The organism is Microbacterium memoriense (assembly GCF_025398275.1).
Taxonomy (GTDB): Bacteria; Actinomycetota; Actinomycetes; order Actinomycetales; family Microbacteriaceae; genus Microbacterium; species Microbacterium memoriense.
In genome coordinates, this window is record NZ_JAODOR010000005.1 from 154,470 (window position 1) to 176,343 (window position 21,874).

At 64.7% G+C, this 21,874-nt stretch carries 17 protein-coding genes and 1 pseudogene; 14 read left to right on the forward strand and 4 right to left on the reverse strand.

The window, feature by feature from the left end; genetic code table 11:
* From N4R40_RS05445 to N4R40_RS05505, 13 genes are all read left to right on the forward strand, one after another.
* Positions 1–966 (forward strand): AAA family ATPase, encoded by a 966-nt coding sequence (locus N4R40_RS05445; protein ID WP_261606357.1) that lies wholly within the window; start codon positions 1–3, stop codon positions 964–966.
* On the forward strand, positions 963–2,321 hold the full coding sequence (locus N4R40_RS05450) for a DUF58 domain-containing protein (RefSeq protein ID WP_261606358.1): 1,359 nt from the start codon (positions 963–965) through the stop codon (positions 2,319–2,321). Before N4R40_RS05445 ends, N4R40_RS05450 begins: the two co-directional genes overlap by 4 nt.
* Complete coding sequence (locus N4R40_RS05455; protein ID WP_261606359.1) at positions 2,318–4,744, forward strand: DUF3488 and transglutaminase-like domain-containing protein; 2,427 nt, start codon at positions 2,318–2,320, stop codon at positions 4,742–4,744. The genes N4R40_RS05450 and N4R40_RS05455 overlap by 4 nt, the downstream gene beginning before the upstream one ends.
* Positions 4,741–6,153, forward strand: a complete 1,413-nt coding sequence (locus N4R40_RS05460; RefSeq protein WP_261606360.1) for a DUF5684 domain-containing protein — start codon at positions 4,741–4,743, stop codon at positions 6,151–6,153. The genes N4R40_RS05455 and N4R40_RS05460 overlap by 4 nt, the downstream gene beginning before the upstream one ends.
* 243 nt (positions 6,154–6,396) lie before the next feature.
* Positions 6,397–6,765 (forward strand): 30S ribosomal protein S12, encoded by a 369-nt coding sequence (rpsL, locus tag N4R40_RS05465; protein WP_017201609.1) that lies wholly within the window; start codon positions 6,397–6,399, stop codon positions 6,763–6,765.
* A gap of 5 nt (positions 6,766–6,770) precedes the next feature.
* Positions 6,771–7,241: a 30S ribosomal protein S7 gene (gene rpsG / locus N4R40_RS05470; protein ID WP_023954027.1), complete on the forward strand. Its 471-nt coding sequence runs from the start codon at positions 6,771–6,773 to the stop codon at positions 7,239–7,241.
* Positions 7,242–7,315: 74 nt separating this feature from the next.
* Positions 7,316–9,430: an elongation factor G gene (fusA, locus tag N4R40_RS05475; RefSeq protein ID WP_261606361.1), complete on the forward strand. Its 2,115-nt coding sequence runs from the start codon at positions 7,316–7,318 to the stop codon at positions 9,428–9,430.
* Between the two features lie 151 nt (positions 9,431–9,581).
* Complete coding sequence (gene tuf, locus N4R40_RS05480) at positions 9,582–10,775, forward strand: elongation factor Tu (RefSeq protein WP_261606362.1); 1,194 nt, start codon at positions 9,582–9,584, stop codon at positions 10,773–10,775.
* Between the two features lie 169 nt (positions 10,776–10,944).
* Positions 10,945–12,042, forward strand: coding sequence for a glycosyltransferase (locus N4R40_RS05485; RefSeq protein WP_261606374.1), 1,098 nt, complete (start codon positions 10,945–10,947; stop codon positions 12,040–12,042).
* 185 nt (positions 12,043–12,227) lie between these two features.
* On the forward strand, positions 12,228–13,040 hold the full coding sequence (locus N4R40_RS05490; RefSeq protein WP_261606363.1) for a glycosyltransferase: 813 nt from the start codon (positions 12,228–12,230) through the stop codon (positions 13,038–13,040).
* A 70-nt stretch (positions 13,041–13,110) separates the two neighbouring features.
* Positions 13,111–14,370: a lipopolysaccharide biosynthesis protein gene (locus N4R40_RS05495; protein WP_261606364.1), complete on the forward strand. Its 1,260-nt coding sequence runs from the start codon at positions 13,111–13,113 to the stop codon at positions 14,368–14,370.
* Positions 14,367–15,509: a glycosyltransferase family 4 protein gene (locus N4R40_RS05500; protein ID WP_261606365.1), complete on the forward strand. Its 1,143-nt coding sequence runs from the start codon at positions 14,367–14,369 to the stop codon at positions 15,507–15,509. The genes N4R40_RS05495 and N4R40_RS05500 overlap by 4 nt, the downstream gene beginning before the upstream one ends.
* Positions 15,510–15,546: 37 nt before the next feature.
* Entirely contained in the window at positions 15,547–16,971 is a 1,425-nt protein-coding gene (locus tag N4R40_RS05505; RefSeq protein ID WP_261606366.1) for an O-antigen ligase family protein, read from the forward strand.
* On the opposite strand, the gene N4R40_RS05510 is transcribed toward N4R40_RS05505, so the two are convergent.
* The 4 genes from N4R40_RS05510 to N4R40_RS05525 all read right to left on the reverse strand — a co-directional run bounded on the left by N4R40_RS05510 (position 16,904) and on the right by N4R40_RS05525 (position 20,065).
* Positions 16,904–17,905 (reverse strand): glycosyltransferase family 2 protein, encoded by a 1,002-nt coding sequence (locus tag N4R40_RS05510; protein ID WP_261606367.1) that lies wholly within the window; start codon positions 17,903–17,905, stop codon positions 16,904–16,906. The genes N4R40_RS05505 and N4R40_RS05510 overlap by 68 nt on opposite strands.
* Positions 17,905–18,873, reverse strand: coding sequence for a glycosyltransferase family 2 protein (locus N4R40_RS05515; RefSeq protein ID WP_261606368.1), 969 nt, complete (start codon positions 18,871–18,873; stop codon positions 17,905–17,907). The genes N4R40_RS05510 and N4R40_RS05515 overlap by 1 nt, the downstream gene beginning before the upstream one ends.
* Positions 18,874–19,030: 157 nt before the next feature.
* On the reverse strand, positions 19,031–19,687 hold the full coding sequence (locus N4R40_RS05520) for a hypothetical protein (protein WP_261606369.1): 657 nt from the start codon (positions 19,685–19,687) through the stop codon (positions 19,031–19,033).
* Positions 19,688–19,804: 117 nt separating this feature from the next.
* A complete protein-coding gene (locus N4R40_RS05525) occupies positions 19,805–20,065 on the reverse strand; it encodes a hypothetical protein (protein ID WP_261606370.1) in 261 nt (86 codons plus the stop codon).
* 823 nt (positions 20,066–20,888) lie between these two features.
* Here N4R40_RS05525 and N4R40_RS05530 point away from each other — a divergent pair.
* Positions 20,889–21,874 (forward strand): annotated as a pseudogene (locus N4R40_RS05530) (IS3 family transposase); the annotation flags it as partial.

Here is a 21,874-nt window from a genome sequence, read left to right on the forward strand (position 1 = left end):
ATGACGATCACCACCGAGCAGGCGACTTGGTTCGCGCAGACGTTCGCGCATCTGGCCGACAATGTCGAGCGCGCCGTGCTCGGCAAGCGCCATGTCGTCGAACTCATCCTCACCGCGATGCTGAGTGAAGGGCACGTGCTCATCGAGGACGTTCCGGGGACGGGCAAGACCTCGCTCGCCCGGGCGATCGGTCAGTCCGTGCAGGGCTCGAACACCCGCATCCAGTTCACCCCCGACCTGCTGCCGGGCGACATCACCGGGATCACGGTGTACGACCAGAAGACCGGCGATTTCGACTTCCACGCCGGTCCGATCTTCGCCAACATCGTCCTCGCCGACGAGATCAACCGGGCGAGCCCGAAGACCCAAGCGGCGCTCCTGGAGGTCATGGAGGAGGGCCGCGTGACGATCGACGGCATCACGCGCGCCGTCGGCAAGCCCTTCCTCGTGCTGGCGACCCAGAACCCTGTCGAGCAGGCGGGCACGTACCGCCTTCCCGAGGCGCAGCTCGACCGCTTCCTGCTGCGCACCTCGCTCGGCTACCCCGATCACGCCGCGACGGTGAGCATCCTCGGGGGCGCGGCCGTGGCGACCGAGGATCTCGCCGCCGTCATCACCCCCGATGCGCTCGTCGGGATGAGCGAACTGGCCGCCGACGTCTACGTCGATGCGCTCGTGCTCGACTACATCGCGCGCCTGGTCGATGCAACCCGCTCCGCGGACGAAGTCCGCCTGGGCGTCAGCATTCGTGGGGCGCTCGCGCTGACGCGGGCCGCGCGCGCCAGTGCCGCCGCGCAGGGGCGCACCTTCGTGACTCCCGACGACGTGAAGCGTCTCGCCGTGCCGGTGCTCGCGCACCGGCTCATCCTGCACCCCGAAGCCGAGTTCGACGGCGTCACCCCGGAGGCCGTGATCGGACAGGTGCTCCTCGATGTCACGCCGCCGACCCGCCGGGAGGCTCCGTGAGCCTTCCCGACACCCGCCTGACCCGTACGTCGGCCTCCACCGGCGATCGCACCGAGCGCACCGAGGTCACCTCCGCACGCTCCCGCGCGGTCGTCGGGGCGGCGGTGCGGGCCTCGCGGGCGTGGACGGCTGTGCGCGCGGCGCTCCGCACGGCGATCGCGTGGTGCGCGCGGACGATCCGCCCCGCGGGTGCGCTCGTGATCGCCGTCGCGACGATCGGGCTCCTCGCCGGGCTCGTCTTCGGGTGGGTCGAGGCCGTCGTGGCCGGGGCGCTCGCCCTCGTCTTCCTGGTCCTCAGCATCCCGTTCCTCTTCGGGACGCGCACCTACGACGTCGACCTCACCCTCGAACACGAGCGCATCGTCGCCGGACACGGAGTCTCGGCGACCGTGACGGTGCGCAACACCGGCGCGCGGGCGGCGCTGCCCGGTCGCATCGACGTCCCGGTCGGCGCGGGCCTCGTGGAGTTCGGGGTACCGCTCTTGCACGCCGGCCAGGAATCACCGCGGACGCTGGAGATCCCGCCGCAGCCGCGGGGGATCGTGCGGGTGGGCCCCGCGACGACGGTGCGCTCCGATCCGCTGGGACTGCTCCATCGCGAGCACGCTTTCGACGACATCCACGACCTGTACGTCCACCCGCGGACCGTAACCGTGCCGTCCTCGAGCGCAGGCCTCATCCGCGATCTCGACGGCAACCCCACTCGGCGTCTCGTGGATGCCGACATGTCCTTCCACGCCATCCGGGAGTATGCGCCGGGTGACTCGCGGCGTCAGATCCACTGGAAGTCGACGGCCAAGACCGGGCGGCTCATGGTGCGTCAGTACGAAGAATCGCGCCGCTCGCGTATGGCCGTCGTGCTGGGCCTGGCCGAGGATGAATTCGCGTCGCCCGACGAGTTCGAGCTCGCCGTCAGCGCTGCCGCCTCGCTGTCGCTGCGGGCCGTCCACGACGCGCGCGATCTCGAGATCGTCGTGGGCGCCGAGATCCCGCGGGTCGTCCGCGGTCGCCTCCGCGCGATCCGGCATCTGCCCACCGGCGCTCCGCGGGTCGTCCTCGACGGCTTCAGCTCGGTCGAGCGCCTGAGCAACACGATGGCCTTCCGCGAGGTGTGCCGCCTCACCGCTGAAGCTGCCGACCGCCTGTCGATCGCCGTCCTCGTGGTCGGCTCGGCGGTCTCGCTCACGCAGGTGCGTCAGGCGGCATTGGCCTTCCCGGCGGATGCCGCCGTCGTCGGCATCGTGTGCGACGAACACGCGCACCCGCGCACCCAGATCGTGGGACCGATGACGGTGCACACGATCGGAACCCTCGAAGACCTCGCCGGGCTGCTGCTGCGAGGAGCGACGTCGTGAGACGCTCCCCGCACGTCACCGCCGGCTCCCTCTACGTGGGGGTGTCGGTCCTCCTGGCCGCGGTCGCTGCCTGGCCGATCTATCGGTCCGAAGCCTTCCTCGTGCTCGTGGGGGTCGCGACCCTGCTTGCCGTCGGCATCGCGGTGCTCGTCACCTGGCGGCGCTGGGGCGCAGGGGCGACCGCCGGGCTCCTGGCGGGAGCCTTCTTCGTCTTCGGGATTCCGCTGGCCGTCCCCGGACGCCTCGGCGGGCCGAGCGAGCTGATCCACGGCCTCGGCGAACTCGCCGCGGGACTCGTGGTCGGGTGGAAGGATCTGCTGACGGTCCAGGTGCCGGTGGGGAGCTACCGCAATCTCCTGGTCCCCGCACTCGTGGTGTTCCTCGTCGGAACGACCCTCGCCCTGCGGGCGGCCTGGCGATCGGATGCCGGGGCGTTCTGGGCCGTGCCGGTCAGCCTCGGGATGGTCGGCTTCGGGCTCCTGTTCGGCCGCACCGAGGTCAGCGCGCCGCTGCGGATCGGACCGATGACGTTCCCCGCTCCGGTGGAGACCACCCTCGGCGTCATCTGGCTGGTCGGGGGGGTGCTGTGGCTGTCCTGGCGGAGTCGTGAGGAACGCATCCGGGCCCTCCGCCGTGCCGCCGAGTCCACCGGTGTGCGGATGCGGCGCACGGCGCCGGCCGACGCACGCCGGCTGGCGCTCGGCGTGGGCATGATCGCGGTCGGCGCGCTCGCGGTGGGCCTCGTCGTGCCGGCGGCCGTGGCATCCGCCCCCCGCACCGTGCTGCGCGATACCACGGGACCGCAGGTCGAGATCTCCCGAGAGATCAGTCCACTCGCGGCGTTTCGCGCGCTCTTCGTTGACGGCACCTTCGGACAGGTGCTCTTCTCCGCCACGGGAGAAACCCCGCCCGAGCGGGTGCGGCTGGCCGTGCTCGACGCCTACGATGGCGCGGTCTTCCGCACAGATGCGACGACCTCGGGGGCACCCTTCGTCCGGGTGCCGGCCGGGCGCGACGCGGGCGACGGTGAGCTCGCCGAGGTCGATGTCGTCATCGGCGCGCTGGAGGGTATCTGGATGCCCTCGGCCGGGTCGCTCGAGCGCGTCGACTTCGGCGGTGGGCGCGCCGTGTCTCTCGCTGACGGTTTCTACTACAGCCCGGACCTTTCTGCCGCGGTCCAGACTGGCACGTGGGCGGCCGGCGACACCTACCGCCTCCGCGCGGCGGTTCCCGCGGTGCCGGCCCTGAGCGAGGCGAGCGCGCCCGGCGGACTCAAGGGCATGACCCTGGCCCCCGCAAGCCTGCGCACGTGGGTGGAGGAGCACACCACCGGCACCGGGGGAGCAGCCCTCGCTTCTCTCGTCGAGCTCCTCCGGGCGCGCGGGTACCTCTCGCACGCTTTGATCGGCGACGACGGCAGCGCCGAGTGGATGCGTGACCTCGACGACTATCGCTTCGCCCCGAGCGCCTCGGGACACTCTCTCGCACGGATCGACGACATGTTCGCCGCGCTCGCCGAGCGTGAGGCCGATCCGCGGGCTGCCGCGACGGGCAATTACGTCGCCGCGATCGGTGACGACGAGCAGTTCGCGACCGCGGTCGCCCTCATCGCGGGCGAGTTGGGGTTTCCCGCACGCGTCGTCGTGGGTGCGCGTCTGGCGTCGAGCGATGCCGGGCTGAGTGTCTGCGCCGACACCGGGTGCCGGTCGGGCGACATCTCGGCGTGGGTCGAAGTGCGCGCGTCGACCGGCGACTGGATCCCGATCGATGTCACCCCTCAGCACGCGCAGGCGCCGAGTCGCGACGTCACCGAACAACCGGATCCGACGATCGGCACAGCAGTCCGCCCCGCCACGGTCGACGAAGTCCAGCCACCCAAGCCCGCCCAGGAAGACACCGCCGGCACGCCCCCTCCGGAAGAGGCCGCCGATCTCGGCTGGCTGTGGGCGACTCTGCGGATCACGGCGTGGTCGCTCGGGATCCTCGCGGTCGTCGCCGGACCGATCCTGCTCGTGATCACCGCGAAGGCCCTGCGCCGTCGCCGTCGTCGTGGTGCGGACCGTCCTGCTGACCGTGTCGCCGGGGGGTGGGAGGAGTATCTCGACGCCGCAGTGGATGCCGGCCGCCGCGCACCGGCGGCATCCACGCGCACGGAGATCGCGGCACTCCACGCCTCACCCGGTGCCGCCGTGCTCGCCACGAGTGCCGATGAAGCGGTCTTCTCCGCGGCCACGGTGGAGGAGCGGGATGCCGACGAATTCTGGCGGATCGTCGATGTCGAGCGCCGCGCGTTCGCCCCGGGGTTCTGGGCGCGCGTGCGCGCGGCCGTATCGTTGAGATCGTTCGTCCCGCCCGGGCGCCGGCCCGCACCGCAGATGGAGAGGGGGAGTCGCGCGTCCCAGACGCCGCGACACACCACATGACACCGATCGTCGACGAATCGCTGCTCTCGCTCCTGGGGCTCTTCGGGCTCCTCATCGGCGTGATCGGGTATCTGTGGGCGGCCCTCGCGCTGTCGGCGATGTTCCGCAAGATGGGCGAAGAACCGTGGAAGGGCTGGGTGCCCTTCCTCAACCTCGCGACCGTGCTCACCTGGGGCGGGTTCAATCCCTGGCTCGTCCTGATCGGCCTGATCCCGGTGATCGGGCCGATCGTGATCCTGATTCTGATGATCGTCTCCGCGCACCGCATCAACCCCGGGTTCGGCTACGGCGCCGGGATGACGGTGCTCGCGGCTTTCTTCTTCATCATCTGGGCGAGCATCCTCGGGTTCGGCCCCGCGCGCTGGTTGGGGGCGCGAGCCGCCGCATGGCGTCCCGCCGTCACGGACCCGCTGGATGCCGATCCTGCCCCGACGCCGGCTGTGCCGAGTGCGCCGGCGGCACCGGTCGTCGCGCCGCCGGCCGCGCAGGTCGACACTGCGGCCGACGCCTTCGCCTTCGCTCCGCCCGCGCCGCGTACCGGCCCGGTGTGGGTGCCGCCGGACATCACGACCTCACCGCCCGCCGCAGCGCCGCCGCCGGGGGCCCCCGCAACGCCGGTTGTCTCGGTGCCGGAGGAACCCGAGGAAGTCTCCTGGCCGTCCGAGATCGACGACGTGTCGGCGGTGTCTCCCTCCCCGTTCCCGCCGAGCGCGGCCGCGGGGCGTCGCTACGCCGCACCGCCCGTTCGCGAGGACGCCGATGACGAGCACAGTGGCCCGATCGCGTTCGTTCCCGGCCGCCGCTCGAACGTCGATCCGGCACCCGCCGATCCTCCGGTGACCCGGATGCCGGCCGCAGCGCCCGGCACGCGCCGGTCGGCGCGCACCGACGATTCCGACGAGCCGGAGGCGTTCCCCGAGCTGTCCGGGGAGGTCTCCGCCGTGATCGGCGCGCCCCGCGCCGGCACACCGCGCTCCGCGCTCAGCTCCGTCTCGGCGCAGCAGCGCCGCCAGGAGCCCTTCGGCGACGAAGACGACGACCTCGAACGCACCGTCATCGCGCGCCGCGTGAAGCGTCCCGCGTGGGAACTGGTCCCGGCATCCGGCGTACCGTTGCCGCTGACGGCGGACGTCGTGATCCTCGGCCGCCGACCGGCAGCCGACCCGACCTTTCCCCGCGCCCAGCTTCTCGCCGTGCCGGACAGCGCGCGAACCGTGTCCAAGACCCACGCGCGCATCGAACTGCGGGGCGAACGGTGGCACATCACCGACCTCGCATCGACCAACGGAGTGATGCTGCGCACCCTCATGGGGGAGGAACTCGAGATCGAAGCGGGCACCGAGCTGCAAGCCGGCGAGCGGTTCTATCTGGGCGATGAGGAGTTCCTGCTCCACCGCGTGGAGAGCTGAACCCGCGATCGTTTGACCGGCTTCCCGCGCACGCGTATGATTGATCGGGTGTGCGCTCATGCGCGCCTTGCGTCATGTCTCGACACGACACGGGCCGTATGTTCGCCGCATCTCGGGAACGACCTGCGAACAGGTCGCCCCCACGGCATATCCACCACCCAAAAGCACGGCTCTTCTGCCGCGCCGGTGGATTTGTGGTGAAACCACGAACGCTGTCACCGTGCAGCACAACAAGGAGAGAACGTGCCAACCATTCAGCAGTTGGTTCGCAAGGGTCGCTCGCCCAAGGTCACCAAGACCAAGGCACCCGCCCTGAAGTCGAACCCGCAGCAGGCCGGCGTCTGCACCCGCGTGTACACGACCACGCCCAAGAAGCCCAACTCGGCGATGCGCAAGGTCGCCCGTGTCAAGCTCCGCAACGGCACCGAGGTCACCGCGTACATCCCCGGTGAGGGCCACAACCTGCAGGAGCACTCGCTCGTGCTCGTCCGTGGAGGCCGTGTCAAGGACCTCCCCGGTGTCCGTTACAAGATCGTCCGTGGCGCCCTGGACACCCAGGCCGTCAAGAACCGTAAGCAGGCTCGTAGCCGCTACGGCGCAAAGAAGGGTTGAGTTAGATGCCTCGTAAGGGACCCGCACCCCGCCGCGTCGTCGTCAACGACCCGGTCTACGGTGCTCCGATCGTCACCCAGCTGGTGAACAAGATCCTCGTCGACGGCAAGAAGTCGATCGCCGAGTCGATCGTCTACACCGCGCTCAAGGGTGTCGAAGCCAAGAACGGTCAGGATGCCGTCGCCACGCTGAAGAAGGCGCTCGACAACGTCCGTCCGACCCTCGAGGTCAAGAGCCGCCGCGTCGGTGGCTCGACCTACCAGGTGCCCGTCGAGGTCAAGCCGCACCGTGCGAACACGCTCGCGCTGCGCTGGCTCGTCTCCTACGCGAAGGGTCGTCGTGAGAAGACGATGACCGAGCGTCTGCAGAACGAGATCCTCGACGCCTCGAACGGCCTGGGTGCCGCGGTCAAGCGCCGCGAAGACACCCACAAGATGGCCGAGTCGAACCGCGCCTTCGCGCACTACCGCTGGTAACCAGCGTTTCCGATGGCCGGCCCCAACGGGCCGGCCATCCCCGCGACATTCCCCACCACAAGTAAGGACACCCCGTGGCACAAGAAGTGCTCACCGACCTCAACAAGGTCCGCAACATCGGCATCATGGCGCACATCGATGCCGGCAAGACGACGACGACCGAGCGCATCCTGTTCTACACGGGTGTCAACCACAAGATCGGCGAGACGCACGACGGTGCCTCCACGACCGACTGGATGGAGCAGGAAAAGGAGCGCGGCATCACGATCACGTCCGCCGCCGTGACCTGCTACTGGAACAAGAACCAGATCAACATCATCGACACCCCCGGTCACGTGGACTTCACGGTCGAGGTGGAGCGCTCGCTCCGCGTTCTCGACGGTGCTGTCGCCGTCTTCGACGGCAAGGAGGGCGTCGAGCCCCAGTCCGAGACCGTGTGGCGTCAGGCCGACAAGTACAACGTCCCGCGTATCTGCTTCGTCAACAAGATGGACAAGCTCGGCGCCGACTTCTACTTCACGGTCGACACCATCATCAAGCGCCTCGGTGCCAAGCCCCTCGTGATCCAGCTGCCGATCGGCGCGGAGAGCGACTTCCTCGGCGTCATCGACCTCGTCGAGATGCGCGCGCTCGTGTGGCCCGGTGACTCCAAGGGTGATGTCACCATGGGCGCCAAGTACGAGATCCAGGAGATCCCGGCCGACCTCGCCGAGAAGGCGGCGGAATACCGCCAGCTCCTGCTCGAGACGGTCGCCGAGACCGACGACGCGCTGCTGGAGAAGTTCTTCGGTGGCGAAGAGCTCACGGTCGCCGAGATCAAGGGCGCGATTCGCAAGCTGACCGTGTCGAGCGAGGTCTATCCGGTCCTGTGTGGCTCCGCGTTCAAGAACCGCGGCGTGCAGCCCATGCTCGATGCCGTCATCGACTACCTGCCGAACCCCCTCGACGTCGGCGCCATCGAGGCGCACGACCCGAAGGACTACGACACGATCATCGAGCGTCACCCCGACGCGAACGACCCGTTCTCGGCGCTGGCCTTCAAGGTCGCGGTGCACCCGTTCTTCGGTCGCCTCACCTACATCCGCGTCTACTCGGGTCGCCTCGACTCGGGTGCGCAGGTCATCAACTCGACCAAGGGCAAGAAGGAGCGCATCGGGAAGATCTTCCAGATGCACGCCAACAAGGAGATCCCGGTTCCGGCGGTCTCCGCCGGCAACATCTACGCCGTCATCGGCCTGAAGGACACCACCACCGGTGACACCCTGACCGACCCGGCCGCGCCCGTCGTCCTCGAGTCGATGACCTTCCCCGAGCCCGTCATCGAGGTCGCCATCGAGCCGAAGACCAAGGCCGACCAGGAGAAGCTCGGCGTCGCGATCCAGAAGCTCGCCGAAGAAGACCCGACCTTCCGCACCGAACTCAACCCCGACACCGGTCAGACGGTCATCAAGGGCATGGGCGAGTTGCACCTCGACATCCTCGTCGACCGCATGAAGCGCGAGTTCAACGTCGAGGCCAACGTCGGCAAGCCCCAGGTTGCGTACCGCGAGACGATCAAGAAGGCCGTCGAGCGTCACGACTACACGCACAAGAAGCAGACCGGTGGTTCGGGTCAGTTCGCGAAGATCCAGTTCGCGATCGAGCCGCTCGATCTCTCGTCGGAGAACACCTACGAGTTCGAGAACAAGGTCACCGGTGGCCGCATCCCGCGCGAGTACATCGAGCCGACCAACCAGGGCTTCCAGGACGCGATGAACGTCGGCGTGCTCGCCGGCTACCCCATCGTGGGTGTCAAGGCGCTCCTGCTCGACGGCGCGAGCCACGATGTCGACTCGTCCGAGATGGCGTTCAAGATCGCCGGATCGATGGGCTTCAAAGAGGCGCTCCGCAAGGCGAACCCGGTCATCCTCGAGCCGCTCATGGCGGTCGAGGTGCGCGTGCCCGAGGAGTACATGGGCGACGTCATCGGCGACTTGAACAGCCGTCGCGGCCAGATCCAGTCGATGGAGGATGGTTCGGGCATCAAGATCGTCCGTGCTCTCGTTCCGCTGTCGGAGATGTTCGGATACATCGGCGACCTGCGCTCGAAGACCTCGGGCCGTGCCGTCTACTCGATGGAGTTCGACTCGTACGCGGAGGTCCCGCGGGCCGTCGCCGACGAGATCGTCCAGAAGAACAAGGGCGAGTAGCACCGCCCGAACGGATGCTGTGCGCCACGGCGGCGCACAGCATCCACCCAAACTGAATACAGAACCGTCAACTACACTGACACCATCCCCGTAGAAACCGGTCGCAAACCAGCGACCGGGACCTCTACACGAACGTCCTGAGGAGGACCCAGTGGCTAAGGCCAAGTTCGAGCGCACCAAGCCGCACGTAAACATCGGAACGATCGGTCACGTCGACCACGGCAAGACCACGCTCACCGCAGCGATCTCGAAGGTGCTTGCTGACAAGTTCCCGTCCGCGACCAACGTGCAGCGTGACTTCGCGTCGATCGACTCCGCTCCCGAAGAGCGTCAGCGCGGCATCACGATCAACATCTCGCACGTCGAGTACGAGACCCCCAAGCGTCACTACGCGCACGTCGACGCCCCGGGTCACGCCGACTACATCAAGAACATGATCACCGGTGCTGCTCAGATGGACGGCGCGATCCTCGTGGTCGCCGCCACCGACGGCCCGATGGCTCAGACGCGTGAGCACGTGCTGCTCGCCAAGCAGGTCGGCGTTCCCTACCTGCTGGTCGCGCTGAACAAGAGCGACATGGTCGACGACGAGGAGATCCTGGAGCTCGTCGAGCTCGAGGTCCGTGAGCTGCTCAGCTCGCAGAACTTCGACGGTGACAACGCTCCCGTCGTCCGCGTCTCGGGCCTGAAGGCTCTCGAGGGCGACGAGCAGTGGGTCAACTCCATCGTCGAGCTCATGGAAGCCGTCGACGAGAACATCCCCGACCCCGTGCGTGACAAGGACAAGCCGTTCCTCATGCCGATCGAGGACGTCTTCACGATCACCGGTCGTGGCACGGTCGTCACGGGTCGCGCCGAGCGTGGCACGCTGGCCATCAACTCCGAGGTCGAGATCGTCGGCATCCGCCCGACGCAGAAGACCATCGTCACGGGTATCGAGATGTTCCACAAGCAGCTCGACGAGGCCTGGGCCGGCGAGAACTGTGGTCTGCTCCTCCGCGGCACCAAGCGTGACGACGTCGAGCGTGGCCAGGTTGTCGTGAAGCCGGGCTCGGTTACGCCCCACACCAACTTCGAGGGCACGGCGTACATCCTGTCCAAGGAGGAGGGTGGCCGTCACAACCCCTTCTACACGAACTACCGCCCGCAGTTCTACTTCCGCACCACGGACGTCACCGGCGTCATCTCGCTGCCCGAGGGCACCGAGATGGTCATGCCCGGCGACACCACGGACATGACCGTTGAGCTGATCCAGCCCATCGCCATGGAAGACGGACTCGGCTTCGCGATCCGTGAGGGTGGCCGCACCGTCGGCGCCGGCACGGTCACCAAGATCCTCAAGTAACACCGCGTGATCTGGAACGCCCCCCGGGAGCCTCGTGCTCCTGGGGGCGTTCTGCGTGTGCGGGCTTGTCCGGGAATCCGGCCGCGGCTGTGTGAATACGGGACACGACATTTGGTCATCTAGGCTGGAAACAACTGATGAGATCTGTGGGGTTCGGCATTTGTCTGGTGTGATTGTGCATGAGTGGCTTGCGCCGACTGGTGGATCGGAGAACGTCTTCGAGGTTCTCAGCGAGGTGTTCCCGGACGCCGCTCGCTATTGTCTTTGGAACGAGAGCGGCGGCCGGTTCCAAGACGTCGGAGAGACCTGGCTCGCACGCACACCGTTCAAGGGTCGCAAAGCTCTCGCACTCCCGCTGATGCCCCTCGCGTGGCGTCAACTCCCAGCGGTGGATGCGGAGTGGGTGCTCACTAGTAGCCATCTCTTCGCGCACCACGCGCGTTTCAAGGGGTCGGCTCGGGAGGCGCCGAAGTTTGTCTATGCTCATACACCTGCCCGTTACGTATGGGTTCCCGAGCTCGATGGGCGCGGAAGCGGCGCAATGGCGCGAGCGGCGTCGAGCGTGCTCAAGCCACTGGATCGCAGGCGTGCCCAGGAGCCGGTCTCAATCGCCGCGAACAGTCGGTTTGTCGCTGCGCGTATTGCCATGACGTGGGAGAGGGAAGCGACTGTCATATACCCGCCGGTGGATGTTGGCTTTTTCTCTGGAGTCGATTCGATTGAGTTGACGGGAATTGACCAGCGAACACTCGATTCTCTCCCTGAGGTCTTTCTGCTGGGCGTATCCCGCCTCGTGTCATACAAGCGTCTCGACTTAGTGATCGCCACAGGGGCGGCCGCGGACATGCCGGTGGTAATAGCGGGTGAAGGGCCCGACGCCTTGCAACTGCGCGAACTGGCGAATGGATCCACGGCAAATGTGACGTTTGTCGGCAAGCCTTCTCGCGCGCTACTCGCTCACCTGTACCGTCGCGCAGCAGTCGTTGTCTTCCCCCCAATTGAGGACTTCGGAATAATCCCGGTTGAAGCGATGGCCACCGGGACACCGGTGATCGCAAACTCGGTGGGTGGCGCGGCGGAGTCCGTCGTGCATCGCCAAACGGGAGCCGTTATAGCTGAGTGGCGCGGTTCGGAGTTGGCGGAGGCCGTTGAGGTTGCGCTGGCCACCAACGCGAGCGACTGCGTCAAGACAGCCGAGCAGTTCTCAGACCGCACCTTCGGCAATGGCGTAGAGAATTGGATGCGAATGGGTGGTGCGCGACTATGAGGGTCGGAGCTCCTTCGCCTGCAGTGCTGATCGACGAACGCTGGTCTGGTGAACATGGGATTGGTAGATACGCGCGTGAAGTCCTATCGCGGTTGCAGGTACCGATGCGGCCGATGTCTGTTCCCGGATCACCAACAAGCGGTTTAGATGCGTTCCGCCGTCCTCGCGATTCGCGTTCTGGGAGCGTGGTTTACACGCCCGGCTACAACTGTTTTCGCGTCGTCGACCAGGTGGTCACGGTGCACGATCTCATTCATCTGCGGACAGAATGGCCTATGCGAGCGAAGTATCTGGCCTACTATCAGGGCGTGTTGAAGCCTGCGATCCGGCGCTCGGGCGTAGTGATCACCGTGTCAGAGACGTCTCGAGAAGCCATTCGTGAGTGGTTGCGCGACGATGATGTCGAGGTTGTGAACGCCGGAATCGGGTGCTCCGAAGAGTTCAATACGCGAGGCCTCTGGGCGGAAGATGGACCGCCATATGCACTTTTTGTGGGGAACGCTCGCCCGCACAAGAATCTGATTACCGCGCTAAACGCGGTGGCCGCGGCTCCGGGAATGAGAATGAAAGCAGTTGTGCCGGCGAGAGAACAACTGGCCGTGGCAGACCTCGCTCACCGAGTCGGTGTGGGCGATCGGATCGATTGGCTTTCGGGGGTGAGCGACGAAAAGATGGCTACTCTCTATCGTGGAGCATCCGTGACGCTGGTTCCCTCGATACTCGAGGGCTTCGGCTTGCCGGCTCTGGAGAGTATTAAGTGCGGGACTCCGGTCGCCTTTTGGGAAGGCTGCAGTTCTGTCGCCGAGATTGTAGGAACCCGGGGTTTCGCGATCTCCAAGTGGGATGATCATCTTCAGCTCGCCGAAGTGATGATGGAGTGCGCCGAATCGAGGATCTCGGTTGAACCTCCATCGCCCGGCGAATACAGTTGGGAACTCGCGGCAGAATCAGTTTCCGATGTTCTGAGCCGCCAACTGGACCGCGCCGCCCAGCGATGATGATCTCGCGAGCTGCTGCCAACGGAAGCACCGAGAGTCGTCGCTTCGTCGCGCCGGAGGGCTCCGCTTCATGCTGAATCTAGCCAAACGGCTCGCGAGTTTTACTGCGCTTCCCTTCCTGTCCCTCCTCGTTCCGCTGGTGGCGCTGCCCGTCGTTGCTCGCGTCGGGGGTGTGGATGGGTGGTCGGCTCTTGCGATAGGTCAGGCCATCGGGTCGTATGCCGCAGCCGTAGCATTCGTTGGTTGGAATGTCTTGGGAACGCCGTTGGTCGCAGTCGCAGCGAGCGTTAGCGACAGGCGCGAGTTGTATCGCCGTTCAATATACGTCCGGTCACTAGTTCTTGTACTTGTGGCTCCTCTGGCCGCGCTCATAGCGAGTTCGATTGCTCCAGCGGAAACGCGTCATGTCGCCGCGATATTTGCGGTTGGGGCCGCGCTATCAGCGCTCGGCATCGCGTGGTACGCGGTCGGCATTTCGTCCCCGGCGACCATAGCGCTTTACGAGCTCCTTCCTCGCGCGGTGGTGACGGCTGTCGCGGTGCCGCTTGTTCTCTTGACCGGGGAGGTGATGATTTACGCACTCAGCTTGATCGTTGCGCCTCTCGCCGGACTCGTGGCGTTCCATCAACGCAATTTCGGGCGTGTATGGCCGCGATGGCCGGGGTGGGTCGTTGTGCGGGCAGGCCTCTTGGGGAGAAAAGCTGCGTGGAGCGTTGAGATCACCGGCAATCTTTATGCAAATGCGCCTGTTCCGGTGGCTGCGGCGCTCGGGGATCCCGCCGATGCGGCGTCCTATTCATCGGGTGACAGGCTCTACCGCTACAGCCTCTATGCGGTTGTGGCTTTCGGAAACGCTCTTCAGGGGTGGGTGCTTGAAGTCATCGGAGAACAACGGCGCAGACGAAACATCTTCGCGATTTGCGCAATGACCGCGCTCGGGGTCTGCGGGGGAGTAGCGCTTGCGCTGTTGGGTCGCTGGCTCACAGCGTTGCTTTTCGGTCAGGCCGTTGCAGTCGAGAGCATCACGATGCTCTGGCTGGGCATCGCATTCACCTCAGTTGCAATATCCACCGCTCTCATCCGCAACATCCTGATGCCGGCTCGAATGGATCGCGCAGTGCTCATCACCACTCTGATCAGTGCATTCTTGGGTGTTGCCACGATGTTGATCGCGGTGCTCTGGTGGGGTGCCTCGGGAGTCGCTGCGGGTCTCGCACTGAGTGAGTTCGTTACGCTCACGACGTGTGCCGCACTCGCCTACCGGGTTGGGCTTGTGCCCCACGCGGGTGAAAGACGGGGACACTCTGACCTCGGGGAAGGTGAAGGATGACTCGCCAATCGAAATCTCCACGTCCGGAAGGTGCACGCCGCGGCGGACCGCAGGTGCACTTCTTCCTCCTGGGTGTATCGGCCACGCCAATCGGTGGATACAAGGTCGTCTATGAGTACGCGAACACTCTCGTCTCGCACGGATTCCACGTGACCTTGTGGCATTCGCGGGCCTTTTACGCGGATTTGCCCGGTGCCCGTCGGATTTCAGCGCGAATCAAGGCGGCGGCTCGTGCGCTGCAGGCAAGAATCCGGTTCGGGCGACGCCCCATTTCGTGGTTCGAGATCGACCCTCGCGTGCGCGTAAGGGTGAGTGCTGGCTATCCGAACCCTCGGTTGCGGCCTGGTGACGCGGTCGTCGCCTCTGCGGTTGAGACCACTCCACGAGTCGCAAAAGCTGCTGCGCGCGCAGGAGCTAGATCCGTCGCATTGATTCAGCATTACGAAACGTGGGCTGCTTCCGAGTCCTTTATCCAACGCAGTTGGGGAATGGTGGATGAGAGAATCGTCATCGCGCCATGGCTGGGAGACCTCTGCAAGCTAAACGGGCTGGGGTCTCACCTGATCCCCAACGCGATAGATCCTCTAGCGTTCCCCCGTGGCAAGTTCTTGCGAGAACGAGAGCCGAGCGTCCTCAGCCTGATCTCGCCGCATGTGTACAAACGTGCTGATGTTGTGATCGCTGCACTCGAGGGCATTCACAGAGCCGCTCCCGAGATCACCCTGCGTGCATTCGGCCAGGAGACGCGCCCTGAGGGTTTGCCGGAGTATGTGTCCTACTACCATGCCCCGTCTCCAGCCCTACTGGCCACGCTTTACGGCGAGGCGGTGGTGTACTTGTGCGGAAGTGATGCAGAAGGGTGGCATCTACCCCCCGCAGAGGCGACCATGGCTGGCGCAGCGGTGGTAAGCACAGATATCGGGGGCGTCCGCGTTTCGATGGAGGATGATGCGCTCTACGCGCGTCCTGCGGATTCAGTTGCACTCGCGCAGCGTGTGCTCGACACGATGGCGGACCTCGAGTCCGCACAAGAACGCGCCGATCGAGCGAGGGCGCGAATTGGCGCGCGGACGTATGAAACCAACGCACGAGATCTGGCGCGCGCGCTGAGGATTGGTGACGGCAAGAATGAGATTTGAGCCTTCTTTCACTGCGACGCTGACGCCGGGGGGTTTCATGCTGCTGGCGGCCATCGGGCTTGTCGCCTCAGTAGCGTTGTTTTTCCTGAGCCTGCGACTTCCTCTGCGAGTGCTGCTGGCTAGCGTCCTGGTGGTGTCTCTCCTTCAAGGGTTCGGCTCATTGGGATTCATGTCGTTCGCGCTGATGTTTACGGCTGGATTAGCGCCCGGCATGATCGTCCGAACTTGGCATCAACGACGCGAATGGTGGCTGTGGGCGCTGGGCGGACTTGTTCTCTGGCAAGGAGTCTCGTCGCTTTGGTCCTTTAAGTTCGGATCAGCGGCCTACGGGGTGATGGGCTCGATGGCTCTGCTCTCCGCGTTCCTCATAGCGCGCGAGGTTCTCCGAGATTCGCCCCGCGACATCCGCTACGCGGTGCTCGTTGCTTCGCCTGTTGTGGTGCTGGAAGCGGGAATGATTCTTCTTTTCCGTTTGTCACCCGCGGTCGAAGAGCTATTCCTCGCATCTCCGATCGCGAGATTTGTTAGCGAGCCTGGGGTGGACGTGCTCTTCACCGGCGGCTACGAGAACGTTCTGGATCCTGGAAAGTCTGGCGGGATGCTTCTGAACGGCAATACGGCTGCACTACTCATGGCGCTCTGCGCGTGCGTCTACGCTTTGGTCGGCTGCTGGTGGCCGGGTCGCAAGGCAGCGCTGCTGTCTATCGCTGCGTTGTGCAGCGTTGCAATGCTCTTCACCGGGTCCAAGTCACCCGTCGCGATGATCGTCGTACTTCCTCTCATCTCATTCGCAATCCTGATCGCCGTTCGCAAACCGCTGATCGGTGTTCTACTCACTTTGGGAGCCGGTGCGCTCGCCGTCCTTCTCGTCGTGGGCGTTCGCCTGGTGAAACCTGAGCTCTTGGAAGAAGCAACACGCACCATCGGCGAGCGCGCCGTCCTCTGGGGCCTAGTCCTGGAATCGGTGCCATCTCGATGGTTCTCCGGCTTGGGCTTCGGTAACTGGCGCGAGCGCATGGTCGATCGTGTTGTCGAGAATCCTCAACTGGCAGGTGACCCGACGCTCCGAGTACTCCCACCGCACAACCTCTTCGCGCAGGCGTGGGTAGATTCGGGCCTGATCGCGCTGCTGCTGGTGGTTGTGCTCGCTGTGGGGCCGCTACTGACAGTTGTTGCCTCAATGAGGGCGCAACGGTCAGAAAAGGTGCTTTCTCTCAACAGCGCGCGCTTGGTGGTTGTCTTCGCCGGGCTTGCCTGGCCGCTCGTGCACGGGATGACGGACACCACTTTGTTTTATGGCGACAACCACACCATCCCGTGGTTCGCGATCTTGGTTGCTGCAGCGTATTCCAGGTCGAGTATGATGCCCGAGCTCGGGCCGAGCGCCGCAGAATTCAGTGATACCGATGTGGTCGAAACGGGTTCTCTGACGTCAGCAGAGCGGAAACAGACCTCGGTGTGATGCTTCGTCTCCTCTGTATCTCGCGACGAGTCGGAAGTGCGTGCGTGAAAACAAGGGCGAACCCTTCACATGCACCACGCAATGCGGGTCGGCCTCTGCCCGTTCGAACAGCGTTCGCGAGGATTGCCAGATAGAGGAGGGCGAATCGTGGGCCAACCCGCAGAATTGTCGAAGCAGGGAGATTCCGCCAGAAAACGAGTGGCAGATTCTTTAGGCTCTGATAGGTGGTGAATCCGGCGACCTTACTGCTGCTCGAGCCTCTCCTGTGTAGCGCCACCGCATCTCGCACGAAGCGGATCTCTTTGCCCTGAAGCTGCGCTCGGAAGCTCAGATCGACATCCTCGAAATATGCGAAGAACTTCTCATCGAACATGCCGATGTCCTGAAAAAGCTCGGTCCGATAAAGACTCCCCCCACCGGACGCGCTGAAAACGGGACCCGATGATGATGCTTCTTCAGCAAGCTTGCCGCGCTCGCGGGGGTATGGCATTCCCCATCTTGAGTAAAAGTCTCCAGAAGTGTCGATCCTCTTGCCGCCGCCGTCGAGAAGCAGACCTGTCGCGATAGATGCGCGAGTCGTGAACAGCTCAGAGGCAAGGTTGGAGACCCAGCTAGTTGAAGGGAGAGCATCGTTGTTCACCAGAGCTACTGCCTCAACGCCCCTAGCAATCGCGTAGCTGATTCCGCTGTTCACGCCGCCCGCGAATCCGAGGTTCGAGGAGTTTTCGAGCAACTGAATCCGGCCCGACTCGGCGAGCGGGCGGAGCACTTCGAGCGAGTGATCGGAGGAATTGTTGTCGACGACGAGAATCTCCAGCGCCGCGTAGTCCTGTTGCCAGAGGGAGTCCAGGCAAGAAACAGTGTCGGCAATACCGTTCCAGTTGAGGACCACGACCATGACCGACTCATCAGTTGTCTTCAGATCGCGCGCCATCACGAGGTACCCTTCCAGTACCTGGGTGAGCGCATCTTCAACGATTGGACGAAGGATATCGATGCGTCGATTTGGGTGACGGGTTGCGATCGCTTCGCGACGTTTCGACCCTGTCTCCATCCGGCAAATCGGCCTCTCAATTGAGCAAAGTCGCGGTGAGCGAGCATGCCGCGAGTGACTACTACTAGCTCTGTGGCGAGTGCCCGAAACCCGTGTCTGCTGCGAAAGACGTCGTAGACGCGCAAGATGTAACCGCGTCCGAATCCTGCGAGATAGCGTTGGCGAGCTGAGCCGGCTCCGGCGGATGCGCCGCCGATGTGAACGCCGAGCGGCTCGTTGATCTCAATCGTCCGCCAACCTGCGTTGGCGAGCCGAAACGCAAGCTCAAGCTCTTCCCCATACATGAAGATGTTTTCATCAAGTAGGCCGACGGAGTCGAGCGCGACACGACGGTAGGCAGCAAGCGCGCCGTAAGGGCCAACGATAGTGGAATGTTGGCCTCTTGCTCGACGCTTCTCGGCGCCATGAAGTCGCACGAATCCCGCCAGAGTCACGTCTGCCGTGATCCCAAAGGAGTCGATAAGACCGTTGGGTTGCAGCAATAGGGGTGAAACACTTCCGGCGTCCGCGCCGGCGTTTGAGAACGCGGCTGCGACCGACTCAGCCATGGCTGGCTCCGCGTGGACATCACTGTTCAGCAGTATGACGAACCTGCCTGAGCCAGCGGCGATGCCTCGATTGCAGGACGCGGCAAAACCGATGTTGGTCGAATTGCGGATGAGCGTCAGCCTGGGAAACTTCTGCTCTATGCGGGTTGCTGTATCGTCTGGTGACCGGTCATCGACGACTATGACAGAGATCGGAACCGTTTGCTTCTCGAGGGAATCTAGACATCGCTCAACGTGCTCCCAGCCTCCGTGAACCGGAACGACAACATCGATGCCAGCGTTGGGGTCATAGCTACTCATCGTGGCAATTGTCTCACGCTGGCGGACTTGTGATGTGGTGCCAACGGCTATGTGCGCGGCAGCCCGTCGCGGGGGTATTGGGCGGTCGCGATTCGCGCTGAATGAACGAAGTCGCTTCCGGAAGAACGATCCTATTTGACCACCGATCGCGTATCTCTTACCGTCTCGACCCGCCCGCCTCGGAGTGGAGCAACGACGCCGGGGGTGAGAACAACAGCCGGACGATCGCGCTTCCGCGCGACAAGTCAGATAAGACGATGCCAACAGCGCTCGCTGCCATCGCAAGCAAGAGCGGAGTACCCCATCGCATAACGAGGTTGCCCGCGACGATTTCGCCCCACCACGACGTCGACGCCAGCGCGAAAAAAATCAAGCTGTGGGTCACGTAAATCGGTAGCGTCCGTTCGCCGTACCAGGACAGCCACGTTGCCACTCGGCCGGATCGGCATGCAAGCGCGCAGGCGTACATCAGCAGTAGAGCCGCAGACCCGAACTGAATCGGGAACGTGATCGCGGTGAACCCCGCGGTGATTGGTGTAGCGATGCCCACCCACGTGGTGATGCCGTAACCAGATATGGCGGCGACGAACAGCGGCAGACGTAGGTTGTCGATTGCGCTGAATAGTTGCTCACGGTAGCAAACTCCGACCGCGAAGAAGACGCCATAGGCGAGCATGCGAATATACAGATCGCTGCCCTCTTCTCCGGGAAGGAAGGGCCGCGCCACCGCGATGCAGACAAAGGCTGCGATGGCAACCGAACGTGGCACTCTTCGCGCGAAGGGCAATGCCGCAGTCCACAGCGCGAGGGCCAAGACAAACCACAAGACCGAGTGCGGTAGTAGGAAGCCGTTGATCAATGAAGCGGGTTGCTGGAACCCGGCGACACCAGTCGGCAGGCCAAAGGTGGCGCCCGTTGCATGGATGAGGTATCAGACCGCATAGATCCACATCAAGATGCCCACCGAGCGCCAGGTTCTCGCGTCAGAGGCGCGGCGGCTGAGGGGATCCGGTCTCAGCATCCCGGAGATCATGAAGAGCGGAGCAAGGAGGAACGGCCACGTCGCGATGTTGATCGTCGTCCAGAAAGCCAGGGGGTTTCCAGCCACGTTCTCCCGGTACGCGAACAAGTCCGCATGCAGAATGAGTACGCCGAACAGAGCAAGACCGCGGGTGGCGTCCATCCATGCCACGCGCTCGCGTTTCACGTAGTCGGGACTCGACACTTGTAACGATTCCTGACTCGATTTCATTCGGATCCCGCCGACCCGCAGGCCGCCTTTCAGCCATATCGTGTCGGTCCGCGATCGCTCCTGCTGCGGAACATCGCCACGTGCAACCCCGACGCGCCAAGTGAGCGAGTGCGAAACTACGCGGCGGCCCCGATTTTCGCACCCACGCGCCCCAATTGCAAGAAGTCATTCACGCTTCGCGAGGGGCTCCAGGCGGGAGGTGGCCCGACCAGGGGGGCTCAAACAAGACACGGAACGGCGAACGCATGGCCAGGGCAAATATTGCCAGCGAGATGGCCACTATCAGCGTGGTGACGATTGCGGGTGTCCAGGCGCCTAGCGCTCTCACGACATCCAGCCATGCGGGTACGAGCAAGAGTGCGGCCGCGAGCGGCACATGCATCACGTAGATCGGAAGTGTTCTCTTGCCGATCGCCGCGAGTGGATTCTCTATGCCGGGGACTCGGCACAACAGCACACTCGCGCTGATCAGAGCGATGGCAGCGCTAAGCATCCACGGGACGTCGGTGATCGCGAGCGCCGCGCGCCGAGGTTCGATGTGCCGGACGATGTCCAGCGCTTTGTAGAGGCACAGCGCCGTCACAAGCGCCGCAAGCGCGTGCTTCGTGATGATTGTGGTGATGAGCTCGCGCCCGTAGACGCCGAGCGCGAAGAAGACGGTGTAACTAATGATGTGTATGTGGGCTGACCCCGTTTCGTAGGTCCGGTGGTTCTGAGAGTCGTCCTGTCGCCCGGAGTCGCGGGCAGGGAGACTGGTCAGATCATGTCAAACAGCAGGAAGCGTCACACCCCGGAGCAGGTCGTCCGCAAGCTCGGGCAGGCCGACAGGATGCTCGCCGACGGGCAGGATGTCGCCGCGGGGTGTCGGGAGCTCGGCGTGTCCGAGCAGACGTACTACCGGTGGCGGAACCAGTACGGCGGCCTCAAGGCCGACGACGCAAAGCGCCTGAAGGAGCTGGAGAAGCAGAACGCCACCCTCAAGCGGCTACTCGCCGAAGCGGAGCTGGAGAAGGCGGCGCTGAAGGAGTTGGCTGAGGGAAACTTCTAGGCCCGGGCAGACGTCGCGCCGCCGTCTCGCACCTGCTCAGGACACTGCAGGTGAGCGAACGGATGGCGTGCCGCCTGGCCGGGCTCTCACGCTCCGCATACCGGCGCCCGCTCAAGGGCGAAACCACCGACGATCCGGACATGGCGCTGCGGGACTGGCTGCGCGCCTGGGCGAAGAACCATCCCCGCTACGGGTATCGGCGGGCGTATCACGACGCCCGCGCCGAGGAGTGGGTGGTGAACCACAAGAAGATCCAACGGCTGTGGCGCGAGGAGGGACTGCGCGTCCCGCAGCGGCGTCGCCGCAAACGCGTCGGGTCCTCGACCGTCGACGCGCCGACGGCGGATGCGCCGAACGTGGTGTGGGCGGTGGACTTTCAGTTCGATGCCGACGATCACGGCCGACCGATCAAGATCTGCTCCATCGTCGACGAACACACCCGGGAGTGCATCGGCGGCCTCGTGGAGCGCTCGATTACCGCCGACCGACTCACCGCCCACCTCGAGGACCTCGTCGCCGCCCGGGGCGCCCCGGCGGTGCTCAGGTCGGACAACGGGCCGGAGTTCATCAGCGAGGCGATGGCCGACTGGGCCGGCACCCGCACCGGCTTGAGCTACATTCCTCCGGGCTCGCCGTGGCGCAACGGGTACGTCGAGTCGTTCAACAGCCGGATCCGCGACGAGTGCCTCAACATCAACAGC

Excerpts from the sequence above, each read along its gene's own strand:
- N4R40_RS05460 (WP_261606360.1), top strand. The coding sequence starts at position 4,741 with ATGACACCGATCGTCGACGAATCGCTGCTCTCGCTCCTGGGGCTCTTC.
- N4R40_RS05500 (WP_261606365.1), top strand. The coding sequence starts at position 14,367 with ATGACTCGCCAATCGAAATCTCCACGTCCGGAAGGTGCACGCCGCGGC.
- N4R40_RS05510 (WP_261606367.1), bottom strand. The coding sequence starts at position 17,905 with ATGGCGCGCGATCTGAAGACAACTGATGAGTCGGTCATGGTCGTGGTC.
- N4R40_RS05515 (WP_261606368.1), bottom strand. The coding sequence starts at position 18,873 with ATGAGTAGCTATGACCCCAACGCTGGCATCGATGTTGTCGTTCCGGTT.
- N4R40_RS05445 (WP_261606357.1), top strand. The coding sequence starts at position 1 with ATGACGATCACCACCGAGCAGGCGACTTGGTTCGCGCAGACGTTCGCG.
- N4R40_RS05495 (WP_261606364.1), top strand. The coding sequence starts at position 13,111 with ATGCTGAATCTAGCCAAACGGCTCGCGAGTTTTACTGCGCTTCCCTTC.
- N4R40_RS05505 (WP_261606366.1), top strand. The coding sequence starts at position 15,547 with ATGCTGCTGGCGGCCATCGGGCTTGTCGCCTCAGTAGCGTTGTTTTTC.
- rpsG (WP_023954027.1), top strand. The coding sequence starts at position 6,771 with ATGCCTCGTAAGGGACCCGCACCCCGCCGCGTCGTCGTCAACGACCCG.